This window comes from Streptomyces sp. NPDC052016 (genome assembly GCF_044548445.1).
In the GTDB taxonomy this organism is placed as follows: Bacteria; Actinomycetota; Actinomycetes; order Streptomycetales; family Streptomycetaceae; genus Streptomyces.
On record NZ_JBIUBX010000045.1, the window covers coordinates 18951 to 36053 of the forward strand.

General features: G+C 73.1%; 13 protein-coding genes. 4 read left to right on the forward strand and 9 right to left on the reverse strand.

Annotated elements, in window-relative coordinates; all coding sequences use genetic code 11:
- Positions 1-233 precede the first annotated feature (233 nt).
- The gene (locus ACIHAR_RS38175; RefSeq protein WP_400023828.1) at positions 234-3542 is read left to right on the forward strand and encodes a S8 family serine peptidase; all 3309 of its coding nucleotides are present in this window, start codon (positions 234-236) and stop codon (positions 3540-3542) included.
- A gap of 72 nt (positions 3543-3614) precedes the next feature.
- On the opposite strand, the gene ACIHAR_RS38180 is transcribed toward ACIHAR_RS38175, so the two are convergent.
- Positions 3615-4424, reverse strand: coding sequence for a hypothetical protein (locus tag ACIHAR_RS38180; RefSeq protein ID WP_400023829.1), 810 nt, complete (start codon positions 4422-4424; stop codon positions 3615-3617).
- A gap of 1 nt (position 4425) precedes the next feature.
- Positions 4426-4956, reverse strand: a complete 531-nt coding sequence (locus ACIHAR_RS38185; RefSeq protein WP_384652626.1) for a sigma-70 family RNA polymerase sigma factor — start codon at positions 4954-4956, stop codon at positions 4426-4428.
- Between the two features lie 311 nt (positions 4957-5267).
- Here ACIHAR_RS38185 and ACIHAR_RS38190 point away from each other — a divergent pair, with 311 nt between their 5' ends.
- Positions 5268-6284 (forward strand): aspartate-semialdehyde dehydrogenase, encoded by a 1017-nt coding sequence (locus ACIHAR_RS38190; protein WP_365471384.1) that lies wholly within the window; start codon positions 5268-5270, stop codon positions 6282-6284.
- Positions 6285-6288: 4 nt separating this feature from the next.
- Here the strand turns inward: ACIHAR_RS38190 and ACIHAR_RS38195 are convergent, their stop codons facing one another.
- Together ACIHAR_RS38195 and pepN are read right to left on the reverse strand one after the other, a co-directional pair.
- Entirely contained in the window at positions 6289-6789 is a 501-nt protein-coding gene (locus ACIHAR_RS38195; protein ID WP_400023830.1) for a DUF1203 domain-containing protein, read from the reverse strand.
- A gap of 135 nt (positions 6790-6924) precedes the next feature.
- Positions 6925-9495, reverse strand: a complete 2571-nt coding sequence (gene pepN / locus ACIHAR_RS38200; RefSeq protein WP_400023832.1) for an aminopeptidase N — start codon at positions 9493-9495, stop codon at positions 6925-6927.
- A gap of 169 nt (positions 9496-9664) precedes the next feature.
- Here pepN and ACIHAR_RS38205 point away from each other — a divergent pair, with 169 nt between their 5' ends.
- Positions 9665-10147, forward strand: a complete 483-nt coding sequence (locus tag ACIHAR_RS38205) for a GNAT family N-acetyltransferase (RefSeq protein WP_400023833.1) — start codon at positions 9665-9667, stop codon at positions 10145-10147.
- A 138-nt stretch (positions 10148-10285) separates the two neighbouring features.
- Here ACIHAR_RS38205 and ACIHAR_RS38210 read toward each other — a convergent pair whose 3' ends face one another.
- A complete protein-coding gene (locus tag ACIHAR_RS38210; RefSeq protein ID WP_400023835.1) occupies positions 10286-11254 on the reverse strand; it encodes an EamA family transporter in 969 nt (322 codons plus the stop codon).
- A gap of 223 nt (positions 11255-11477) precedes the next feature.
- Between ACIHAR_RS38210 and ACIHAR_RS38215 the strand changes: the two genes are divergently transcribed.
- Positions 11478-11981 carry a MarR family transcriptional regulator gene (locus tag ACIHAR_RS38215; RefSeq protein WP_365471398.1) on the forward strand — a complete coding sequence of 168 codons (504 nt, stop codon included), beginning with the start codon at positions 11478-11480 and terminating at the stop codon, positions 11979-11981.
- 12 nt (positions 11982-11993) lie between these two features.
- On the opposite strand, the gene ACIHAR_RS38220 is transcribed toward ACIHAR_RS38215, so the two are convergent.
- The 4 genes from ACIHAR_RS38220 to ACIHAR_RS38235 all read right to left on the reverse strand — a co-directional run bounded on the left by ACIHAR_RS38220 (position 11994) and on the right by ACIHAR_RS38235 (position 16809).
- Positions 11994-13460 carry an FAD-dependent monooxygenase gene (locus ACIHAR_RS38220; protein ID WP_400023837.1) on the reverse strand — a complete coding sequence of 489 codons (1467 nt, stop codon included), beginning with the start codon at positions 13458-13460 and terminating at the stop codon, positions 11994-11996.
- A 530-nt stretch (positions 13461-13990) separates the two neighbouring features.
- Complete coding sequence (locus ACIHAR_RS38225) at positions 13991-14278, reverse strand: hypothetical protein (RefSeq protein ID WP_365471404.1); 288 nt, start codon at positions 14276-14278, stop codon at positions 13991-13993.
- Between the two features lie 149 nt (positions 14279-14427).
- Positions 14428-16620 carry a 4-alpha-glucanotransferase gene (gene malQ, locus ACIHAR_RS38230; RefSeq protein WP_400023839.1) on the reverse strand — a complete coding sequence of 731 codons (2193 nt, stop codon included), beginning with the start codon at positions 16618-16620 and terminating at the stop codon, positions 14428-14430.
- Positions 16621-16809 carry a hypothetical protein gene (locus ACIHAR_RS38235; RefSeq protein ID WP_400023843.1) on the reverse strand — a complete coding sequence of 63 codons (189 nt, stop codon included), beginning with the start codon at positions 16807-16809 and terminating at the stop codon, positions 16621-16623.
- Positions 16810-17103 lie beyond the last annotated feature (294 nt).

Genomic DNA, 17103 nt, shown 5'->3' on the forward strand with positions numbered 1-17103 from the left:
GATGATTGAGGGATGTACGACCCCAAGGGGCACTTGTCCGGTTCCGCACCGATGCCCGCAAACGTCATCGCGGGTTTTCCCCATACGTCCATATCGATTCGGTCAACTCTCCCCAAACATCGTTCCCTTGCGTAAAGCTGTGCGGTCGTCCGGGATCGCATTCCGGACGTTCGCGATCAGGCAGGAACGGCCCGGTCGCGTGAAGCTCGTTCCTTTACCAACAAGGGATGCCGATGACCCACACCCCCCAGCGCGAACCCGTATCGGGCGCGAGACGAGCGGCCCGCATAGCCGTGGCCGCGGGTCTGGTGGCCGCGCTGTCCGCGGCCGGCCCGATACCCATGGCCTTCTCCGCCGACCAGACCCCGGCCGCCGCCGACCCGGGACTGAAGTCCGCCTCCGACAAGCTCGGTTCCGACGACGCCGGCCTCCTCGCCGACGCCAAGGCCGCCGGCGACAAGACCGTCACGATGATGGTCGCGACGGCGCCGGGGAGCACCGAGCAGGTCGCCGAGGAGCTGGACGCGGTCAAGGGCGGTTCCGTGGGCCGCTCGTACGACAAGCTCGGCTACGTCCGCGCCACCGTCCCGACGGCCAAGGCCGACGCGGCCATCGCCGCCGCCGCGAAGCTGTCCTCCGTGCACGCGATCGACCTGCGGCAGGAGATCGTCCTCGACGACCCGACGCCGAGCGCCGACACCGCGAAGAACGCCGGCGCCACCACGACCGCGAAGACCTACCCGGCGCCGAACCGGAAGACCCCCGCGGAGAACCCGTACAACCCGTCCTTCGAGACGGGCGCCGTCGACTTCGTCGAGGACCACCCGAAGGCGGACGGCCGCGGCATCACCATCGGCGTCCTCGACTCCGGCGTGGACCTCGCGCATCCCGCGCTGCAGAAGACCACCACCGGCGAGCGCAAGATCGTCGACTGGGTGACCGCCACCGACCCGATCGTGGACGGCGACGCGAGCTGGCGCCCGATGGTGAACTCCGTCTCCGGGCCCTCCTTCACCTACGGCGGCCGCACCTGGACCGCGCCCGCGGGCACGTACTCCGTCAACCTCTTCCGCGAGTCGGCCACCGCCGGCGGCGACCAGCAGGGCGACGTCAACCGGGACGGCGACACCACCGACGCCTGGGGCGTGCTGTACGACGCGGCCGCCGGCAAGGTCACCGTCGACCTGAACAACAACGGCGACTTCACCGACGACACCGCCATGAAGCCGTACAAGGACGGCTTCCAGGTCGGCTACTTCGGCACCGACAACCCGGCGACCGAGGTCGCCGAGCGGATCCCGTTCGTCGTGGAGATCCGCAAGGACGTCCCGATGGACCCGTTCGGCGGGGACTGGGTCGGCAAGAAGGCCGACTTCGTCAACATCGGCATGATCTCCAGCGAGCACGGCACCCACGTCGCCGGCATCACCGCCGCGAACAGCCTGTTCGGCGGCCGGATGAACGGCGCCGCCCCCGGCGCCAAGATCGTCTCCTCCCGGGCCTGCGTCTTCGGTCCCGGCTGCACCAACGTCGCGCTCACCGAGGGCATGATCGACCTCGTGGTCAACCGCGGCGTCGACATCGTCAACATGTCGATCGGCGGCCTGCCGGCGCTGAACGACGGCAACAACGCCCGCGCCGAGCTGTACACGCGCCTCATCGACACCTACGGCGTCCAGCTCGTGATCTCCGCGGGCAACGAGGGCCCCGGCGCCAACACCATCGGCGACCCCGCCCTGGCCGACAAGGTCATCTCCGTCGGCGCGGCCATCTCCAAGGAGACCTGGGCCGCCAACTACGGCTCACTGGTGACGAAGAAGTACGCGCTGCTGCCGTTCTCCTCGCGCGGCCCGCGTGAGGACGGCGGCTTCACGCCGACCCTCGTCGCCCCGGGCGCCGCGATCAACACCATCCAGACCTGGCTGCCGGGCGCCCCGGTCGCCGAGTCGGGCTACACGCTGCCGGCCGGCTACGCCATGCTCCAGGGCACCTCGATGGCCTCCCCGCAGGCCGCGGGCGCCTCGGCGCTGCTGCTGAGCGCCGCGAAGCAGAAGGGCATCGAGCTGACGCCGGCCGTCCTGCGCACCGCGCTCACCTCGACCGCCGAGCACGTCAAGGGCCTGCAGGCCTACGAGGAGGGCTCGGGCGCCATCGACATCGTGGACGCCTGGGACTCCATCGAGGACGGCGCCACCGCCCACGAGTACACGGTCAAGGCCCCGGTCGACACCGCGATCGACTTCGCGCTGAAGACCCCGGGCTTCGGCACCGGCGTCTACGACCGCGAGGGCGGCCTCAAGGCCGGCCAGAAGAAGACGTACGACGTCACCATCACCCGCACGTCCGGCGCCGACAAGGCGATCCGCCACGAGCTGGACCTGGTGAACAACGCGGCCGGCACCTTCAGGATCCTCGGCGACGACGAGGTGAAGCTGCCGCTGAACAAGCCGGTGACCGTCAAGGTCCAGGCCGCCCCGCGGTCCAAGGGCATCAAGAGCGCGATCCTCGAGGTCGACGACCCGAGGACCGAGGGCGTCGACAAGCAGATCCTGAACACGGTCGTCGTCTCGACGCCGGTGGCGCACACCTTCTCCACCGAGAACACCGTGCAGCGCAACAGCTCGCAGCACTACTTCCTGACCGTCCCCGAGGGCGCCACGTCCCTCGAGGTCGCGATGAGCGGGCTGAAGGACAAGAGCCAGACCCGGTTCATCTCGATCCACCCCTACGGTGTCGCCGTCGAGGACAGCGCCACCATCTACTGCTACAACAACTACCTCGACGGCAACGGCTGCAAGCCGGACGCCCGCTCCTACGCCGACCCGCAGCCGGGCGTCTGGGAGATCGAGGTCGAGTCGCGCCGCACCTCGCCGCTGCTCGACAACCCGTACAAGCTGGACGTCACCGTGTACGGCGCGGCCTTCGACCCGGAGACCGTGACCGTGCCCGAGGCGAAGGTCGGCACGCCGGCCGCCGTCTCCTGGAAGGTGACGAACAACTTCGCCGCCGTCGACGGCAAGCTGGCGGGCGGCCCGCTCGGCTCCTCCAAGGCGGCCCGTCCGACGATCAAGGACCACGAGAACCAGACCACCACGGTCGTGGTCCCCGAGGGCGCCGCGTCGCTGGACGTCTCCATCGGCGGTGTCTCCGACGCCTCCGCCGACCTCGACCTGACGGTGTACGACGCCGACGGCAACCAGGTCGCGCAGCAGGCCGACGGTGACTCGGAGGAGGCGGTCTCCATCCCGTCGCCCGCCGCAGGCACCTACACCATCGAGGTCGCGGGCTACTCGGTCCCGGCCGGCTCCACCGAGTACGACTACCTGGACGTGTTCTTCTCGTCCTCGCTCGGCACGGTCGACGTCGACGAGTCGACGCCGGTGAAGCTGGCCACGGGCGCCTCGGCGACGGTCTCCGCGACCGTCACCGCCCTGGCCCCCGCGCCGGAGGGCCGGGCGTTCTTCGGCCAGGTCCAGCTGGTCAACGCCCGCGGCACGGTCGCGGGCCTCGGCAACGTGGCCATCGAGAAGGTCACGCCGTGACACCGCGGTGAGCCGAAGGGGGCGGGCGTCCGTACGGGCGCCCGCCCCTCGCTTTTGGCGCCCGCCCTCGCCCTATTCGCAGGTCACACCGTCCAGGGAGGGCGCCGCCCGGGCGATCGCCGCACGCTCGGCGGCGATGTCGGCCGCGCCGACGGCCCAGACGTCCGGGGACGCCGACCCCTTGGCCAGGCCCACCAGGACGTGGTCGCCCTCGGCGAGCAGCGGGTCCATGCCCTCCTCCATCACGAAGCCGACCTCGGTCGTCGTGGGCCGCTCCGGCTTGTACGAGCGGGTCACGCGCAGGGTGACCCGCTCCTGGGCGGTGCCCGGCACCCGTTCGACGTCCGTCACGTCGCCCTCGACGACGAGCCGGGCCTCGCAGGCGAGGTAGGCGGGGTCGCCGAGCAGGCTGCCCGCCGCCGACGACTCCGCCTTCTCGTCGGCCGCCGCGCCGTCGTCGGCGCTCTTGGACGACGCGTCGATGCCGACGCCCTGGCCGGCCTGTACGACCAGCCATCCGCCACCGAGGACCAGCACGCCGGCGGCGGCCACCCCGACGGCCCGCAGGGTGAGCGGAAGCAGCCGGCGCCGGGCCGCGCGGACGGGCCGCACGGGTACGGGCTCCGGGGCGGGCCGTCCGACGGGCTCCGTGAGGGTGTCCGCGAGCAGCCCCAGCTGCTCACGGAGCAGCGCCACGTCGGCCGCCGCCGCACGGTGGGCGGCCAGGAAGACGGGGTCGGCGCGGGCCTCGTCGGACAGGGGGGCGCCCGTGACGGCCATCATCAGCGCGTCCATGTCGGGTGCGTCCTGGTTGGTCTGTGTCTCCTGGTCGAGCTGTGCCTCGTGGTCGTCGTGGTTCTCGTGTTCGTGGCCGGCCGGCATGTCACACCACCTCGTCCTCGTGCAGGCGGGTGCGCAGGGCGCGGACCGCCGTGTGCAGGCGGCTCTTGACCGTGCCCTCGGGGACGCCGAGCTCCAGGGCGATGGAGCGCACCGGGAGGTCGGCGTAGAAACGCAGGACGAGGACCTGGCGCTGGGCGTCGGGCAGCTCGTCCAGGCCCTGGGCGACGGCGAGGGAGAGCACGCTGGTGTCCTCGCCGGACGGGTGCTCGTGCTGGCGCAACGAGGCCAGCCGCTCGCCGAGGCGTTCCTGGCGGCGTTTGGCCCGGTGCCAGTCCATGGCGAGGTTCGAGGCCACGACCGCCGCCCACGCGGAGACGTCCCGCGGCGCCTCGTACCCCTTCGCCGCGCGCTCCAGCAGCCGCAGGCGGACCTGCTGCACCCCGTCCGGCAGGTCCGCCTGCGGCACGCCGCCGAGCGCGAGCACCGCCCGCACCCTGCGTTCCTGCGCCGGGTCCAGGGGATCGCCGTGCGCGTCCCCCTGGGCCCGGCGGGCCGCCTTTCTGCGCAGCACGGACACCCCTCCCCTCGCCGCGTTTCCTCTACGACGCCGCAGCGCGCCAAAACGTTCGGCCTCATCGTGCAGAGGTGTACGTCACACCGCGGCGGCAGGCAGCACAGCTTGCGGCCCGGAGCGTGCGCGGGACGAACATCTGCAGCTCAGAGGGGGTACGGACGGGAGTTCCGCAACCGCCGACGGCGCCGGGGCGTCCCATCCATCGGGCATGGCGGCCAAAGAATTGGACAGGCGGGCCCATGTCGGCCGCATCATGGAAAAGCCTCGGCCAGGCAACACGCACGCAAGGACGGACAGAGGGAGTCACCGTGAGGGTCGGAATCGTCGGAGCCACCGGTCAGGTCGGCACGGTCATGCGCAGGATCCTCAAGGAGCGGAACTTCCCGGTCACCGAGCTGCGTCTGTTCGCCTCCGCCCGCTCGGCGGGGACGGTCCTGGACGGCGTGACCGTGGAGGACGCGGCGGCCGCGGACTACACCGGCCTGGACATCGTGCTGTTCTCGGCGGGCGGCGCCACCTCCAAGGCGCTGGCCGAAAAGGTCGCCTCGCAGGGCGCGGTCGTGATCGACAACTCCTCGGCCTGGCGCAAGGACCCCGAGGTGCCGCTGGTCGTCTCCGAGGTGAACCCGCACGCGATCGCCGACCGCCCCAAGGGCATCATCGCCAACCCGAACTGCACGACGATGGCCGCGATGCCCGTGCTGAAGCCGCTGCACGCGGAGGCGGGCCTGGAGGCCCTCGTCGTCGCCACCTACCAGGCGGTGTCCGGTTCCGGCCTCGCGGGCGTCGCGGAGCTGCACGGCCAGGCGCAGAAGGTCGTCGCCGACGCCGACAGGCTGACGCACGACGGCGAGGCGGTCGACTTCCCCGAGCCGGGCGTCTACAAGAGGCCCATCGCGTTCAACGTCGTGCCGCTCGCCGGCTCGATCGTGGACGACGGTCTGAACGAGACGGACGAGGAGCAGAAGCTCCGCAACGAGTCCCGCAAGATCCTGGAGATCCCCGAGCTCAAGGTCTCCGGCACCTGCGTGCGCGTGCCGGTCTTCTCGGGCCACTCCCTCCAGGTCAACGCCCGCTTCGCCCGCCCGATCAGCGCCGAGCGCGCCACGGAGCTGCTGGCGGACGCCGAGGGTGTCGTCCTCACCGACATCCCGACCCCGCTCCAGGCGGCCGGCAAGGACCCGTCCTACGTGGGCCGCATCCGCCGGGACGAGACCGTGGAGAACGGCCTCGCCCTGTTCATCTCCAACGACAACCTCCGCAAGGGCGCGGCCCTGAACGCGGTGCAGATCGCGGAGCTGGTGGCGGCGGAGCTCAAGGGCTGACTCCTCAGTCCCGGCGCACCTCGTAGAGGAAGCACCCGTACTCGACGCCCCGGACGTGGACGAGCGCCACGGCCGGGTCGTCGAACGCCTCCCGGAAGGCCTGCGCGAAGCTCTCCCGCGAGGGCTCCGCGACGAGGCGTCCGCCCAGGATGCGGCCCTCGGCCGAGTAGCGGCGGACGGTGCGGTGGGTGTTCGTGAACGGCAGCGTGCCGTCGGCCGGCTCCGGGCAGGGGCCGGCGTGGACGAAGACGGGGCCCTGTTCGTCGTAGGCGCCGGGGTCGGCGCCCGTCGCGGCCGCCCAGCGGCGCAGGGGGGCGTAGGAGACGAGGGCGATCCGTTCTCCGGGCCGGCTGCGGCGCAGGCAGCAGCGCAGGGGGGCGTCGCCCTCGGGGTCGGTGAAGGGGGTCGTGGGGCGGCCGGCGTCGTCGGTGACGCGCAGTTCCTCCAGGACCTCGGGGGCGATGGGGCGCGCGGTGTACGTCCTGGCGGTGCTCGTGGTGGTCATGCGTCCCAGGTTCGCCCGCGCCGCCCCCGCTCACCGGCGGGATCCGGACGTCGTTCTCGGCGCGCCGGGCGCACGTGAAACGCCGGGGGCGCCCGGTGCCGCGGCACCGGGCGCCCCCTCATGGCGTACGGGCGACTACCGCGCGTCGGCCGCCTGGGCCCTCAGTGCGCGCTCCACGCCCGCGCGGGACTCGGAGACGAGGCGGCGCAGGGCCGCGTTCGGCTCGGCGGAGGTCAGCCAGGCGTCCGTCTTGCGGAGGGTCTCGTCGGAGACCTGGATCGACGGGTAGAGGCCGACCGCGATCTGCTGGGCGATCTCGTGCGAGCGGGACTCCCAGATGTCCTTCACGACGTCGAAGTACTTGTCCGTGTACGGCGCGAGCAGCTCACGCTGGTCGGTCTGGACGAAGCCGCCGATGACGGCCTCCTGGACGGCGTTGGGCAGCTTGTCGGACTCGACCACCGACGCCCACGCCTCCGCCTTGGCCTCCGGCGTCGGCCGGGCGGCGCGGGCGGTGGCCGCGTGGCGCTCCCCGGCGGCCGTCTTGTCGCGCTCGTACTCGCCGGCGATCTCCGTCTCGTCGAACCGGCCGACGGCCGCGAGGCGCTGTACGAACGCCCAGCGCAGCTCGGTGTCGACGACGAGGCCCTCGATCGTCTGCGAGCCGTCCAGCAGCGCCTCCAGCAGGTCCAGCTGCTCGGGGGTGCGGGCGGTGGCCGCGAAGGCGCGCGCCCAGGCCAGTTGGTGGTCGCCGCCCGCCTCGGCGGACCGCAGGTGGGCCAGCGTGGCGTCGGTCCAGCGGGTCAGCAGCGCCTCACGGGCGGTCGGGTCGGCGTAGAGGTCGATGGCGAGCTTGACCTGCCGGTGCAGCGACTGGACCACGCCGATGTCGGACTCCTTGCCGATGCCGGACAGCACCAGGGCGAGGTAGTCGCGGGTGCGCAGTTCGGCGTCCCGGGTCATGTCCCAGGCCGACGCCCAGCACAGGGCGCGCGGCAGGGACGCCTCGAAGTCGCCGAGGTGCTCGGTGACGAAGGCGAGGGACTGCTCGTCGAGGCGGACCTTGGCGTACGACAGGTCGTCGTCGTTGAGCAGGACGACGTCCGGCCGGCGCTTGCCGGACAGCTGCGGGACGGCGGTCAGCTCGCCGTCGACGTCCAGCTCGACGCGCTCGTCGCGCACCAGCTTGCCGCTGGCCTCGTCGAGGTCGTAGAGGCCGATGGCGATGCGGTGCGGGCGCAGCGTCGGCTCGCCCTTGGCGCCGGCGGGCAGGGCCGGGGCCTCCTGGCGGATCGCGAAGGAGGTGATGACACCGTTGCCGTCGGTCTCGATCTCGGGGCGGAGGATGTTGATCCCCGCCGTCTCCAGCCACGCCTTCGACCAGGCCTTCAGGTCACGGCCGGAGGTCTCCTCCAGGGCGCCGAGGAGGTCGGACAGGCGGGTGTTGCCGAACGCGTGGCGCTTGAAGTAGGCCTGCACGCCCTTGAAGAACTCGTCCATGCCGACGTAGGCGACGAGCTGCTTGAGGACGCTGGCGCCCTTGGCGTAGGTGATGCCGTCGAAGTTGACCAGGACGTCGTCGAGGTCGCGGATCTCGGCCATGATCGGGTGGGTGGACGGCAGCTGGTCCTGCCGGTAGGCCCACGTCTTCATGGAGTTGGCGAACGTCGTCCAGGAGTGCGGCCAGCGGCTGCCGGGCGCGTACGCCTGGCAGGCGATGGAGGTGTAGGTGGCGAACGACTCGTTCAGCCACAGGTCGTTCCACCACTCCATGGTGACCAGGTCGCCGAACCACATGTGGGCCAGCTCGTGCAGGATCGTCTCCGCGCGGAGCTCGTACGCGGCGTCGGTGACCTTCGAGCGGAAGACGTACTGGTCGCGGATGGTGACGGCGCCCGCGTTCTCCATCGCGCCCGCGTTGAACTCCGGCACGAAGAGCTGGTCGTACTTCTTGAAGGGGTACCGGTAGTCGAACTTCTCCTGGAACCAGTCGAAGCCCTGCCGGGTGACCTCGAAGATGGCGTCCGAGTCGAGGAACTCGGCGAGCGAGGGACGGCAGTAGATGCCGAGCGGGACGGACTGACCGTCCTTCTCGTACACGCTGTGGACGCTGTGGTACGGGCCGACGATGAGCGCGGTGATGTACGTCGAGATCCTCGGCGTCGGCTCGAAGGCCCAGACGTCGTCCTTGGGCTCGGGCGTCGGGGAGTTGGAGATGACGGTCCAGCCGCTCGGCGCCTTCACCGTGAACTGGAAGGTGGCCTTGAGGTCGGGCTGCTCGAAGCAGGCGAAGACGCGGCGGGCGTCCGGAACCTCGAACTGCGTGTAAAGGTAGGCCTGGTCGTCGACCGGGTCGACGAACCGGTGCAGACCCTCACCGGTGTTGGTGTAGGCGCAGTCGGCGACGACCCGCAGGACGTTGCGGCCCTCGAGCAGTCCGGGCAGGGCGATCCGGGAGTCCGCGAAGACCTCGGCCGGGTCGAGGGCGTCCCCGTTCAGCGTCACCTCGTGGACGGTCGGCGCCACCAGGTCGATGAAGGACTGGGCGTCTTCCCCGTCCGCCACGTCGAAGCGCACCGTGGTCACGGACCGGTAGGTACCGCCCTCCTGCGCGCCGGAGAGGTCGAGATCGATCTCGTACGAGTCAACGGTGAGCAGCTTCGCCCGCTGCTGCGCCTCTTCGCGAGTCAGGTTTGTGCCAGGCACGCGGTCATCTCCTCGTTATGTGTGGGTTGCGCCATCCTTCCACGGAGGCAGGGGGTTGGGCGACGACGTTGTCGCCGGGGCGCCGCCTGTCGCAGGGGGCGGGGGCGGGCGGTGGTGGCGGAGGGGCGAAAGAGGGCGCCCGGCCGGCCGGCCTCCTATGCTGCCGGTCATGACGACCCTGGAGCGGCTGCGGGCCGACCACGCGGACGCCCTGCTGGCGTTCGAACGGGAGAACCGCGCCTACTTCGCCCGGTCCGTCCCCGACCGCGGAGACGCGTACTTCGCCGAGTTCCCCTCCCGGCACCGCGCCCTCCTCGAGGAGCAGGACGCCGGCGTCTGTCACTTCCACGTGGTCCTGGACGAGGACGGCCGGCTGATCGGCCGCGTCAATCTGGTGGACGTCACGGACGGCTCCGCCGAGCTGGGCTACCGGATCGGCGCGCACGCGGTGGGCCGGGGTGTGGCCACGGCCGTGGCCGGGGAGGTCTGCGAGCTGGCCGCCACGGCGTACGCCCTCACCGCCCTCACCGCCGTCACCACCGTCGACAACCGGGCGTCCAGGACCGTCCTCGAACGGAACGGGTTCACGACCGTGGGGGACGTCGTCGTCGACGCGCGGCCCGGGGTGCGGTACCAGCGCGGGCTCCCCTAGGGCCTGTCCCGGGTGCGGTTCCCGCAAGCCAGGTTCCCTCGGGCACGGACCGCCACGGGGTCGTCCCTCGGGCTCGGGCTCCCCGAGGCGGCTGCCGCCGCCCGTAGCCCCCTTCGGCAGGCGGACCGGAGCGCCGCTCTACCGTCGCAGCGCCGGATCTGTCAGGTCCGCGGCATCCGTTCGCCTGTCCCTCCGAGGAGAGCTGGAAGGTGCGGCCAACGGCGCCGCCGCTGATGCCGCGCACGGGCGCAGGCGGGGGCGCGGGGTGAGCTGCCCCGCCACCGTCGCGCCGAACGCCAGCGCCATGCCCGCCAGTTGCACCGCCGTCAGCGCCTGTCCGAGGGCGACCCAGCCGACGACCGCCGCGGTGAGCGGGGAGAGCGGTCCGAGGAAGGTGACCTGCGTGGCGGTGAGCCGGCCGATACCGCGGAACCAGAGCCAGTACGCGACCGCCGTGTTGGCCAGGGCCAGGTAGAGGTAGCCGCCGACGGCACGGGCGTCCAGGGCGGGCGGGGCGCCCTCGACGAGGAAGGCGACGGGGGCGATGAGCAGCCCGCCCACGGTGAGCTGCCAGGCGGTGAGCGCGAGGGGGCCGACGCCGTCGGGGCGGCCCCACCTCTTGGTCAGGACGATGCCCGCCGACATCGAGGCGGTGGAGGCGAGCGCCGCCAGCACGCCGAGCGCGTCCAGCGCCCCGGCGGCCTCGAGGACCACCAGGCTGACGCCGAACGCGGCCGCGATGCCGGTCAGCAGGGTGCGGGCGGTCGGCCGCTGCCCGAGCAGGAGCGCCGAGAGGCCCACGACGAAGAGCGGTCCGACCGAGCCGACGACGGCCGCCATGCCGCCGGGCAGCCGGTAGGCGGAGAGGAAGAGGAGCGGGAAGAAGGCGCCGATGTTCAGGGCGCCGAGCACCGCCGCCTTGCCCCACCAGAGGCCTCGGGGCAACACGCGGGCGACCGCGAGCAGCAGCAGGCCGGCGGGCAGGGCGCGGGTCAGGGCGGTGAAGAGGGGGCGGTCGGCGGGGAGGAACTCGGTGGTGACCGCGTAGGTGGTGCCCCAGGAGACGGGGGCGAGGGCGGTGAGCAGGACGGTGGCGGGCCGTGTCATGGCCGGCCCCCCTTCTCGGAAGCGTCGGGGCGGGGTGGGCTCAGGGGGCAGGGTGGCGTCGGGGCTCAGGGCCGGACGCGGAGGCGGACGGCGTGGAAGGCGGACGATGTCGCGCGGAACAGCTTGGGCACCAGTAGCTTGGACATAAGTAGCTTAGCGCTAAGCCACTTGCTGTCAAGCCACTTTCTTGCAGGCGAGCCGAAGCCGGGCGGATACTCCCCGCATGAGTGCACAGCGCAGGGACGCCGTCGACGCGATCATCGGGCAGTGGGCCGTCGAGCGGCCCGACCTCGACACCACCGCCATGGAGGTCTTCGGCCGGATCCACCGGCTCTCGCGCGCGATCGGCGACCGCATGGAGAAGGCGTACGGGGCCCTCGGGATCTCACGCGGCGAGTTCGACGTGCTGGCCACGCTGCGCCGCTCCGGCGAGCCGTACGCCCTCTCCCCCCGCCAGTTGTCGGCGACGCTCATGCTCACCACCGGCGGGATGACCGGCCGCCTCGACAAGCTGGAACGGGCGGGACTGCTGCGCCGCTCCCCCGACCCGCACGACCGCCGGGGCCTCCAGGTGACCCTCACCGAACGGGGCCTGGAACTGGTCGAGGAGGCGGTCGGCGCGGGGCTCGCCGTCCAGACGGAGGCGCTCTCCGCCGCCCTGGACACCGAGCAGGCCGGCCATCTGGCCGGCCTGCTGCGGGAGCTGCTGCTCGCGACGGAGAGGTAGCCGCGGGCCGGCTCAGCCGACGTGGGCGGCGAGGGCGGCCTCGATCACGGCCGGGTCGGCGTCGTCGGCCGCCCAGGCCGCATATCCGTCGGGGCGCACCAGCAGCACCGTGCGCCGGTCGCTCGCCCAGCGCTCCACGGCGAGCCGGCCATCGCGGGCGCCGCCCCGGTCGCCGTCGGCGTCCCGCGCGGTGATCAGGACGAAACGGCCGCCCCGCAGGGCCTCGTGCAGACGACGGCCGCCCGCCAGACGGACGTCCGGGACACGGAGGCCGGTGAGGCGATGGGCGCCGCGGGGAGCCGGGTAGCTGTAGCCGATGCCGGTGATCTGGCCGAGCACCCTGCGGCGGGCCGGGGCGACATGGTGGAGGAAGGTGGCGCCCGCGGCCCGCAGCGCGAGCATCCCTGGGCTCTTGGCCATCGCGAACCGCACGATGCCGCCGCTGCTGCGCAGCACCGTCCGGCCCACGGGGTGGCGTTCGGCCTGGTAGGTGTCGAGGAGGGCGTCGTCCGCGCGGCCGTGGACCACCTGCGCGAGCTTCCAGCTCAGGTTGGCCGCGTCCTGCAGCCCGGTGTTCAGGCCCTGCCCGCCGGCCGGGGTGTGCACGTGCGCGGCGTCGCCCGCGAGGAAAACCCGGCCCACCCGGTAGGCGGGCGCCTGACGCTCGTCGCTGTGGAAGCGGGACATCCAGCGGGCGTCGTGTATGCCGAAGTCCCGGCCCAGGGCCAGGCGGGTGATCTCCCTGACCTCGTCGAGCCCGAGGGGGGCGTCGTCGGGCGCCTCACGGCCGCGGTGCCAGCCGATCACCCGGTAGTAGCCGTCGCCGAAGGGCGCGACGAGGGCGAAGGTGTCACCGACGGCGTTGAAGGTGAGCACCGTCTCCGGTTGCTCGGCGAGCCGGACGTCGGCGAGGACGACGGAACGGATGACGGAACGGCCGGGGAAGGGGAGGCCGACCGCGCTCCGCACGGTGCTGCGCATGCCGTCGGCGCCGACGACGTAGGAGGCCCGCAGGGTCTCGGCCGCGCCGGTGGGCGTTCGGACCTCGACGGTGACGCCGTCCGGGTCCTGGGCGAGGCCGGTCACCTCGGTCTCGTACCGGAACCGCGCCCCGGCCTCGACCGCGCGCCGCTCCAGGACCTTCTCCACCTCGTACTGGGGGATGACGAGGACGTGGTTGAAACGGGAGGGGAGCGTGTCGAGGGTGAGCGTGAGCCGCCCGTACAGGCGGAGCCGGTCGAGCGGGCGGCCGACCGCCTCGAGTTCGTCGGCGAGGCCGCGCGCGTCGAACTGTTCGAGGGTGCGGGCGTGCACGACGAAGGCGCGGGTGAGGTTGCTGATGTCGTGGTGGCGCTTCTCGAGGACGGTGACGGGGACACCGGCGGTGGCGAGGTCGCCGGCGAGGAGGAGGCCGGTGGGCCCGGAGCCCACGACGGCGACGGGGTCGGGGGTGCTCGCGTCGTGCGGGGTGCCGTTCATGAGTGCCTCCTGCCGGCATGACCCGTTTCCGGCGGGGTCGGTCCGATCGCTTCCAGCGATGACTGTGACGTGCGGCGGTCTGCGCGGGGAGAGACGAGGGCGAGGTTGGCCCCGAACGGGCGGGGCGCTGTGGGCACGATGGCGGATCGGGCCGGGGGCGGACGGCGGGCGGCCGACGGCGGCCCCGCCGGTTTCGGCTCCGACTCCGTCCCCGGTTGCGGGTGCGGGTCCGGCTCGGGTGCGGGTCCGGCTCGGGTGCGGGTTCGGGTACGGGTCCGGATCCGGGTGCGGGTCCGGCTCGGGTGCGGGTTCGGGTACGGGTCCGGATCCGGGTGCGGGTCCGGCTCGGGTGCGGGTTCGGGTGCGGGTTCGGATCCGGGTGCGGGTGCGGGTGCGGGTCCGGCTTCGGCGTGTGCGGAACGCGAGAGCGCCGTCTCCTCGGTCGTACGGCGCATGTGGCGTACGACCGAGGAGACGGCGCTCTCGGCGGGTGCGGGTGGCGGACTCGGTGGTCCCGTCGGGGGCCCCGGTCAGGCCTTGGCCTGCGTCGTGCCCTTGCCCTTGACGGTGATGTTGGAGCTGGTCGTGTCCTGCCGGTCCTTGGACCGGTCGAGGACCCACACCAGGCCGGCGATGACCGCGAACAGCGCGAGCGGGGCCACCACGAAGAGGCCCAGCGTCTCGATGACGCTCAGGCCCGTGCCGGGGTCGTCACCGTCGTCGCGGGTCAGCGCGAGCGCGGGGGACGACATGAGCAGCATCATCAGCGTCGTACCGGCGGCCAGGGCGCCGGCGCGCAGGGCGTTCTTCTTGTCCACGGTGCCCAAGTTAGCGAACGGCGATCGGGCACGCTCGTCCGGGGTGCCGTATGAGCCGGGCGGGGGCCGGGCGGGGGCTCCGCCTCGCCCCGCAGGACGCCGATCCGGGCGCGGCCCCGGGCGGCGGTCGCCGCCGACGGGGCCGCGCCTCATCCCTGCCGCAGGACGTCGATCAGCGCGCGCAGTCGTGGTGACGCCGCCAGCTCCTCCAGCGTCACCGGGCGTCCCTCCGCGTCGGCGATCGGCAGGCGCCAGTTCGGGTACTGGTCCCAGGTGCCGGGCAGGTTCTGCGGCCGGCGGTCGCCCACGCCGTCCGGGAGCCAGACGCCGATCATCCGGGCGGGGGTGCGCAGCAGGAAGCGGTGGACGGCCTGCACCTCGGCCTCCTCGGAGAACGTGTCGCCGCCCCCGCCGGTGCCCCGGAGGAGTCCGAGCCGGGTGAGCAGCCCGAGCCACTCCCCCGTGTCGGCGCGGGCCTCCGCGCGCTCCTCCTCCAGCGACCGGGTCAGCAGGCCCAGCCGTTCGCGGAGTTCGACATGGTCGCCGGTGAGGCGGGCCGCGGTGGACGGAAGGTCGTGGGTGGTGGCGGTGGCGAGGCAGTCGGAGCGCCAGCGTTCGGGGGGCAGGGGACGTCCGTCACCCTCCCAGTCCCGCTCGAACCACAGCACGGACGTGCCGAGCACCCCCCGCTCGCGCAGGGCCTCCCGGACGCCCGGCTCTACGGTGCCCAGGTCCTCGCCGATCACCACCGCGCCCGCCCGGGACGCCTCCAGCACCAGCACGGCGAGCATGGCCTCGGCGTCGTAACGGACGTAGGTGCCCTCGGTGGGCGGCTCGCCCTGGGGCACCCACCACAGCCGGAACAGGCCCATGACATGGTCGATGCGCAGAGCGCCCGCGTAGCGGAACAGGGCGCGCAACAGCCGCCGGAACGGCGCGTAGCCGGACTCGGCGAGCCGGTCCGGACGCCAGGGCGGCAGACCCCAGTCCTGGCCGCGCGCGTTGAAGGCGTCCGGGGGCGCGCCGACCGACATGCCGGCGGCGAGGAACTCCTGTTGGGCCCAGGCGTCGGCGCCGCGGGGGTGCACGCCGACCGCGAGGTCGTGCACGATCCCGACCGGCATGCCCGCCTCACGCGCCGTGCGCTGCGCGGCGGTGAGCTGGGCGTCCGTGAGCCACGCGAGCCGCGACCAGAAGTCGACCCGGTCCATCAGCTCGCGCCGGGCCCGGGCGGTGTCCGCGGAACGGGGATCCCGCAGCCCCTCCGGCCACCGGTGCCAGTCGGAGCCGTGCACCTCGGCGAGCGCGCACCAGGTGGCGTGGTCCTCCAGCGCCTCGCCCTCCTCGGCGAGGAAGTCGCAGTAGGCGGCGCGCCGGCCGGGGCCCAGCGGCACCGCGGCGACCAGCTCCAACGCCTCCCGCTTCAGCTCCCACACCGCGTCCCGGTCGATCAGCGCCCCCTTCTCCAGCACGGTCTCCCGCAGCCGGCCGGCCCGCTCCAGCAGCGCCCGCACGCGGTCGGGCTCGTCGACGTACGCGAACTCGGGGACGTCCTCGACCCGCAGATGCACGGGATCGGGGAAGCGACGCGAGGACGGCCGGTACGGCGAGGGGTCGGTCGGCGCCCCGGGCACCGCTGCGTGCAGCGGGTTGACCTGTACGAACCCGGCCCCCAGCGCTCGCCCGGCCCAGTCGGCCAGCTCGGCCAGGTCGCCGAGGTCGCCCATGCCCCAGGAGCGGGCGGACAGGAGGGAGTAGAGCTGGACGAGGAGTCCGTACGTGCGTCCTGGAGGGGTGGGCGTGGAGGCGGGGGTGGACGTGGCGGTGGGCGTGGAGGTGGGGGTGGGTGTGGACGTGAGGGTGGGGGTGGCGGTGGCCGTGGGCAGGTGGCGTGGGGCCACGATCAGGTGGGCGCTTGCGGTGCGGCCGTCGGGTGCGGTGGCGGTCAGCCGGTGGACTCCGGGCGGCAGGCCCTCGACGGACGTGTGGGTTCCGCCCTGCTCCGTCTCGATCAGCAGTCGGGTGCCCGGCGGGAGGGCGGCGAGGTTGGCGCAGGCGGCGTGCTCGCCGCCGTGGTCGCCTGTGGTCCAGGACACCACGGTCGGCGGCAGCAGCCGTTCGGCCGCCTCCCGCTCCCGCGCGGCGAGCGCGGCGCGGACGGCCTGCGGAGTGCCGGCGTCGACGCCCAGGGCGGCCAGGGCGCGGGTGACCGCGGTGGCCGAGGCGGTGACCGTACGGCCCGGGGACGGGCTGTAGGAGGTGGCGACGCCGTGCAGGGCGGCGAGGCGGGTCAGCTCGTCGCTGGGGGGTGCGGGGGGTTCGTCCGGCCGGGGTGCGGTCATCTAGGGCCTCGTGACGTCGGAGTCCGCGGCGGCGAGCGGCGGTTCGCTGGTGAGGGGCTCGGCGTCGGGCAGCGGCGGCTCGCTGGTCAGCGGGGCCTCGGCGCAGGTTCCCTCCGCGCTGAACACGCACAAGTGGGTCTCCTGGGGGTGGGCGGTCGGCACCGCCGGGCGTTTGGAGTGGGCCGGCAGCAGGGGGGGTGTCGATGCGGGCACGGTGGCCTCCTCTGTCGGGTACGGCGTCTGACGGTTACCGCAGCCCTACCCAGCGGGCGCGACCGCAGACGTCGGGGAAGCGGACAACGCGCATCTCGTCACATTCCTCACCCGGACGTTCTTCGCAGAACTGGCGTATGCAGAGATACCACCCGGAGTTGTCGGTGACGGGGGAGGGTGGGTGGGTCGGGGGGGGGGGGGGGGGGGGGGGGGGGGGGGGGGGGGGGGGGGGGGGGGGGGGGGGGGGGGGGGGGGGGGGGGGGGGGGGGG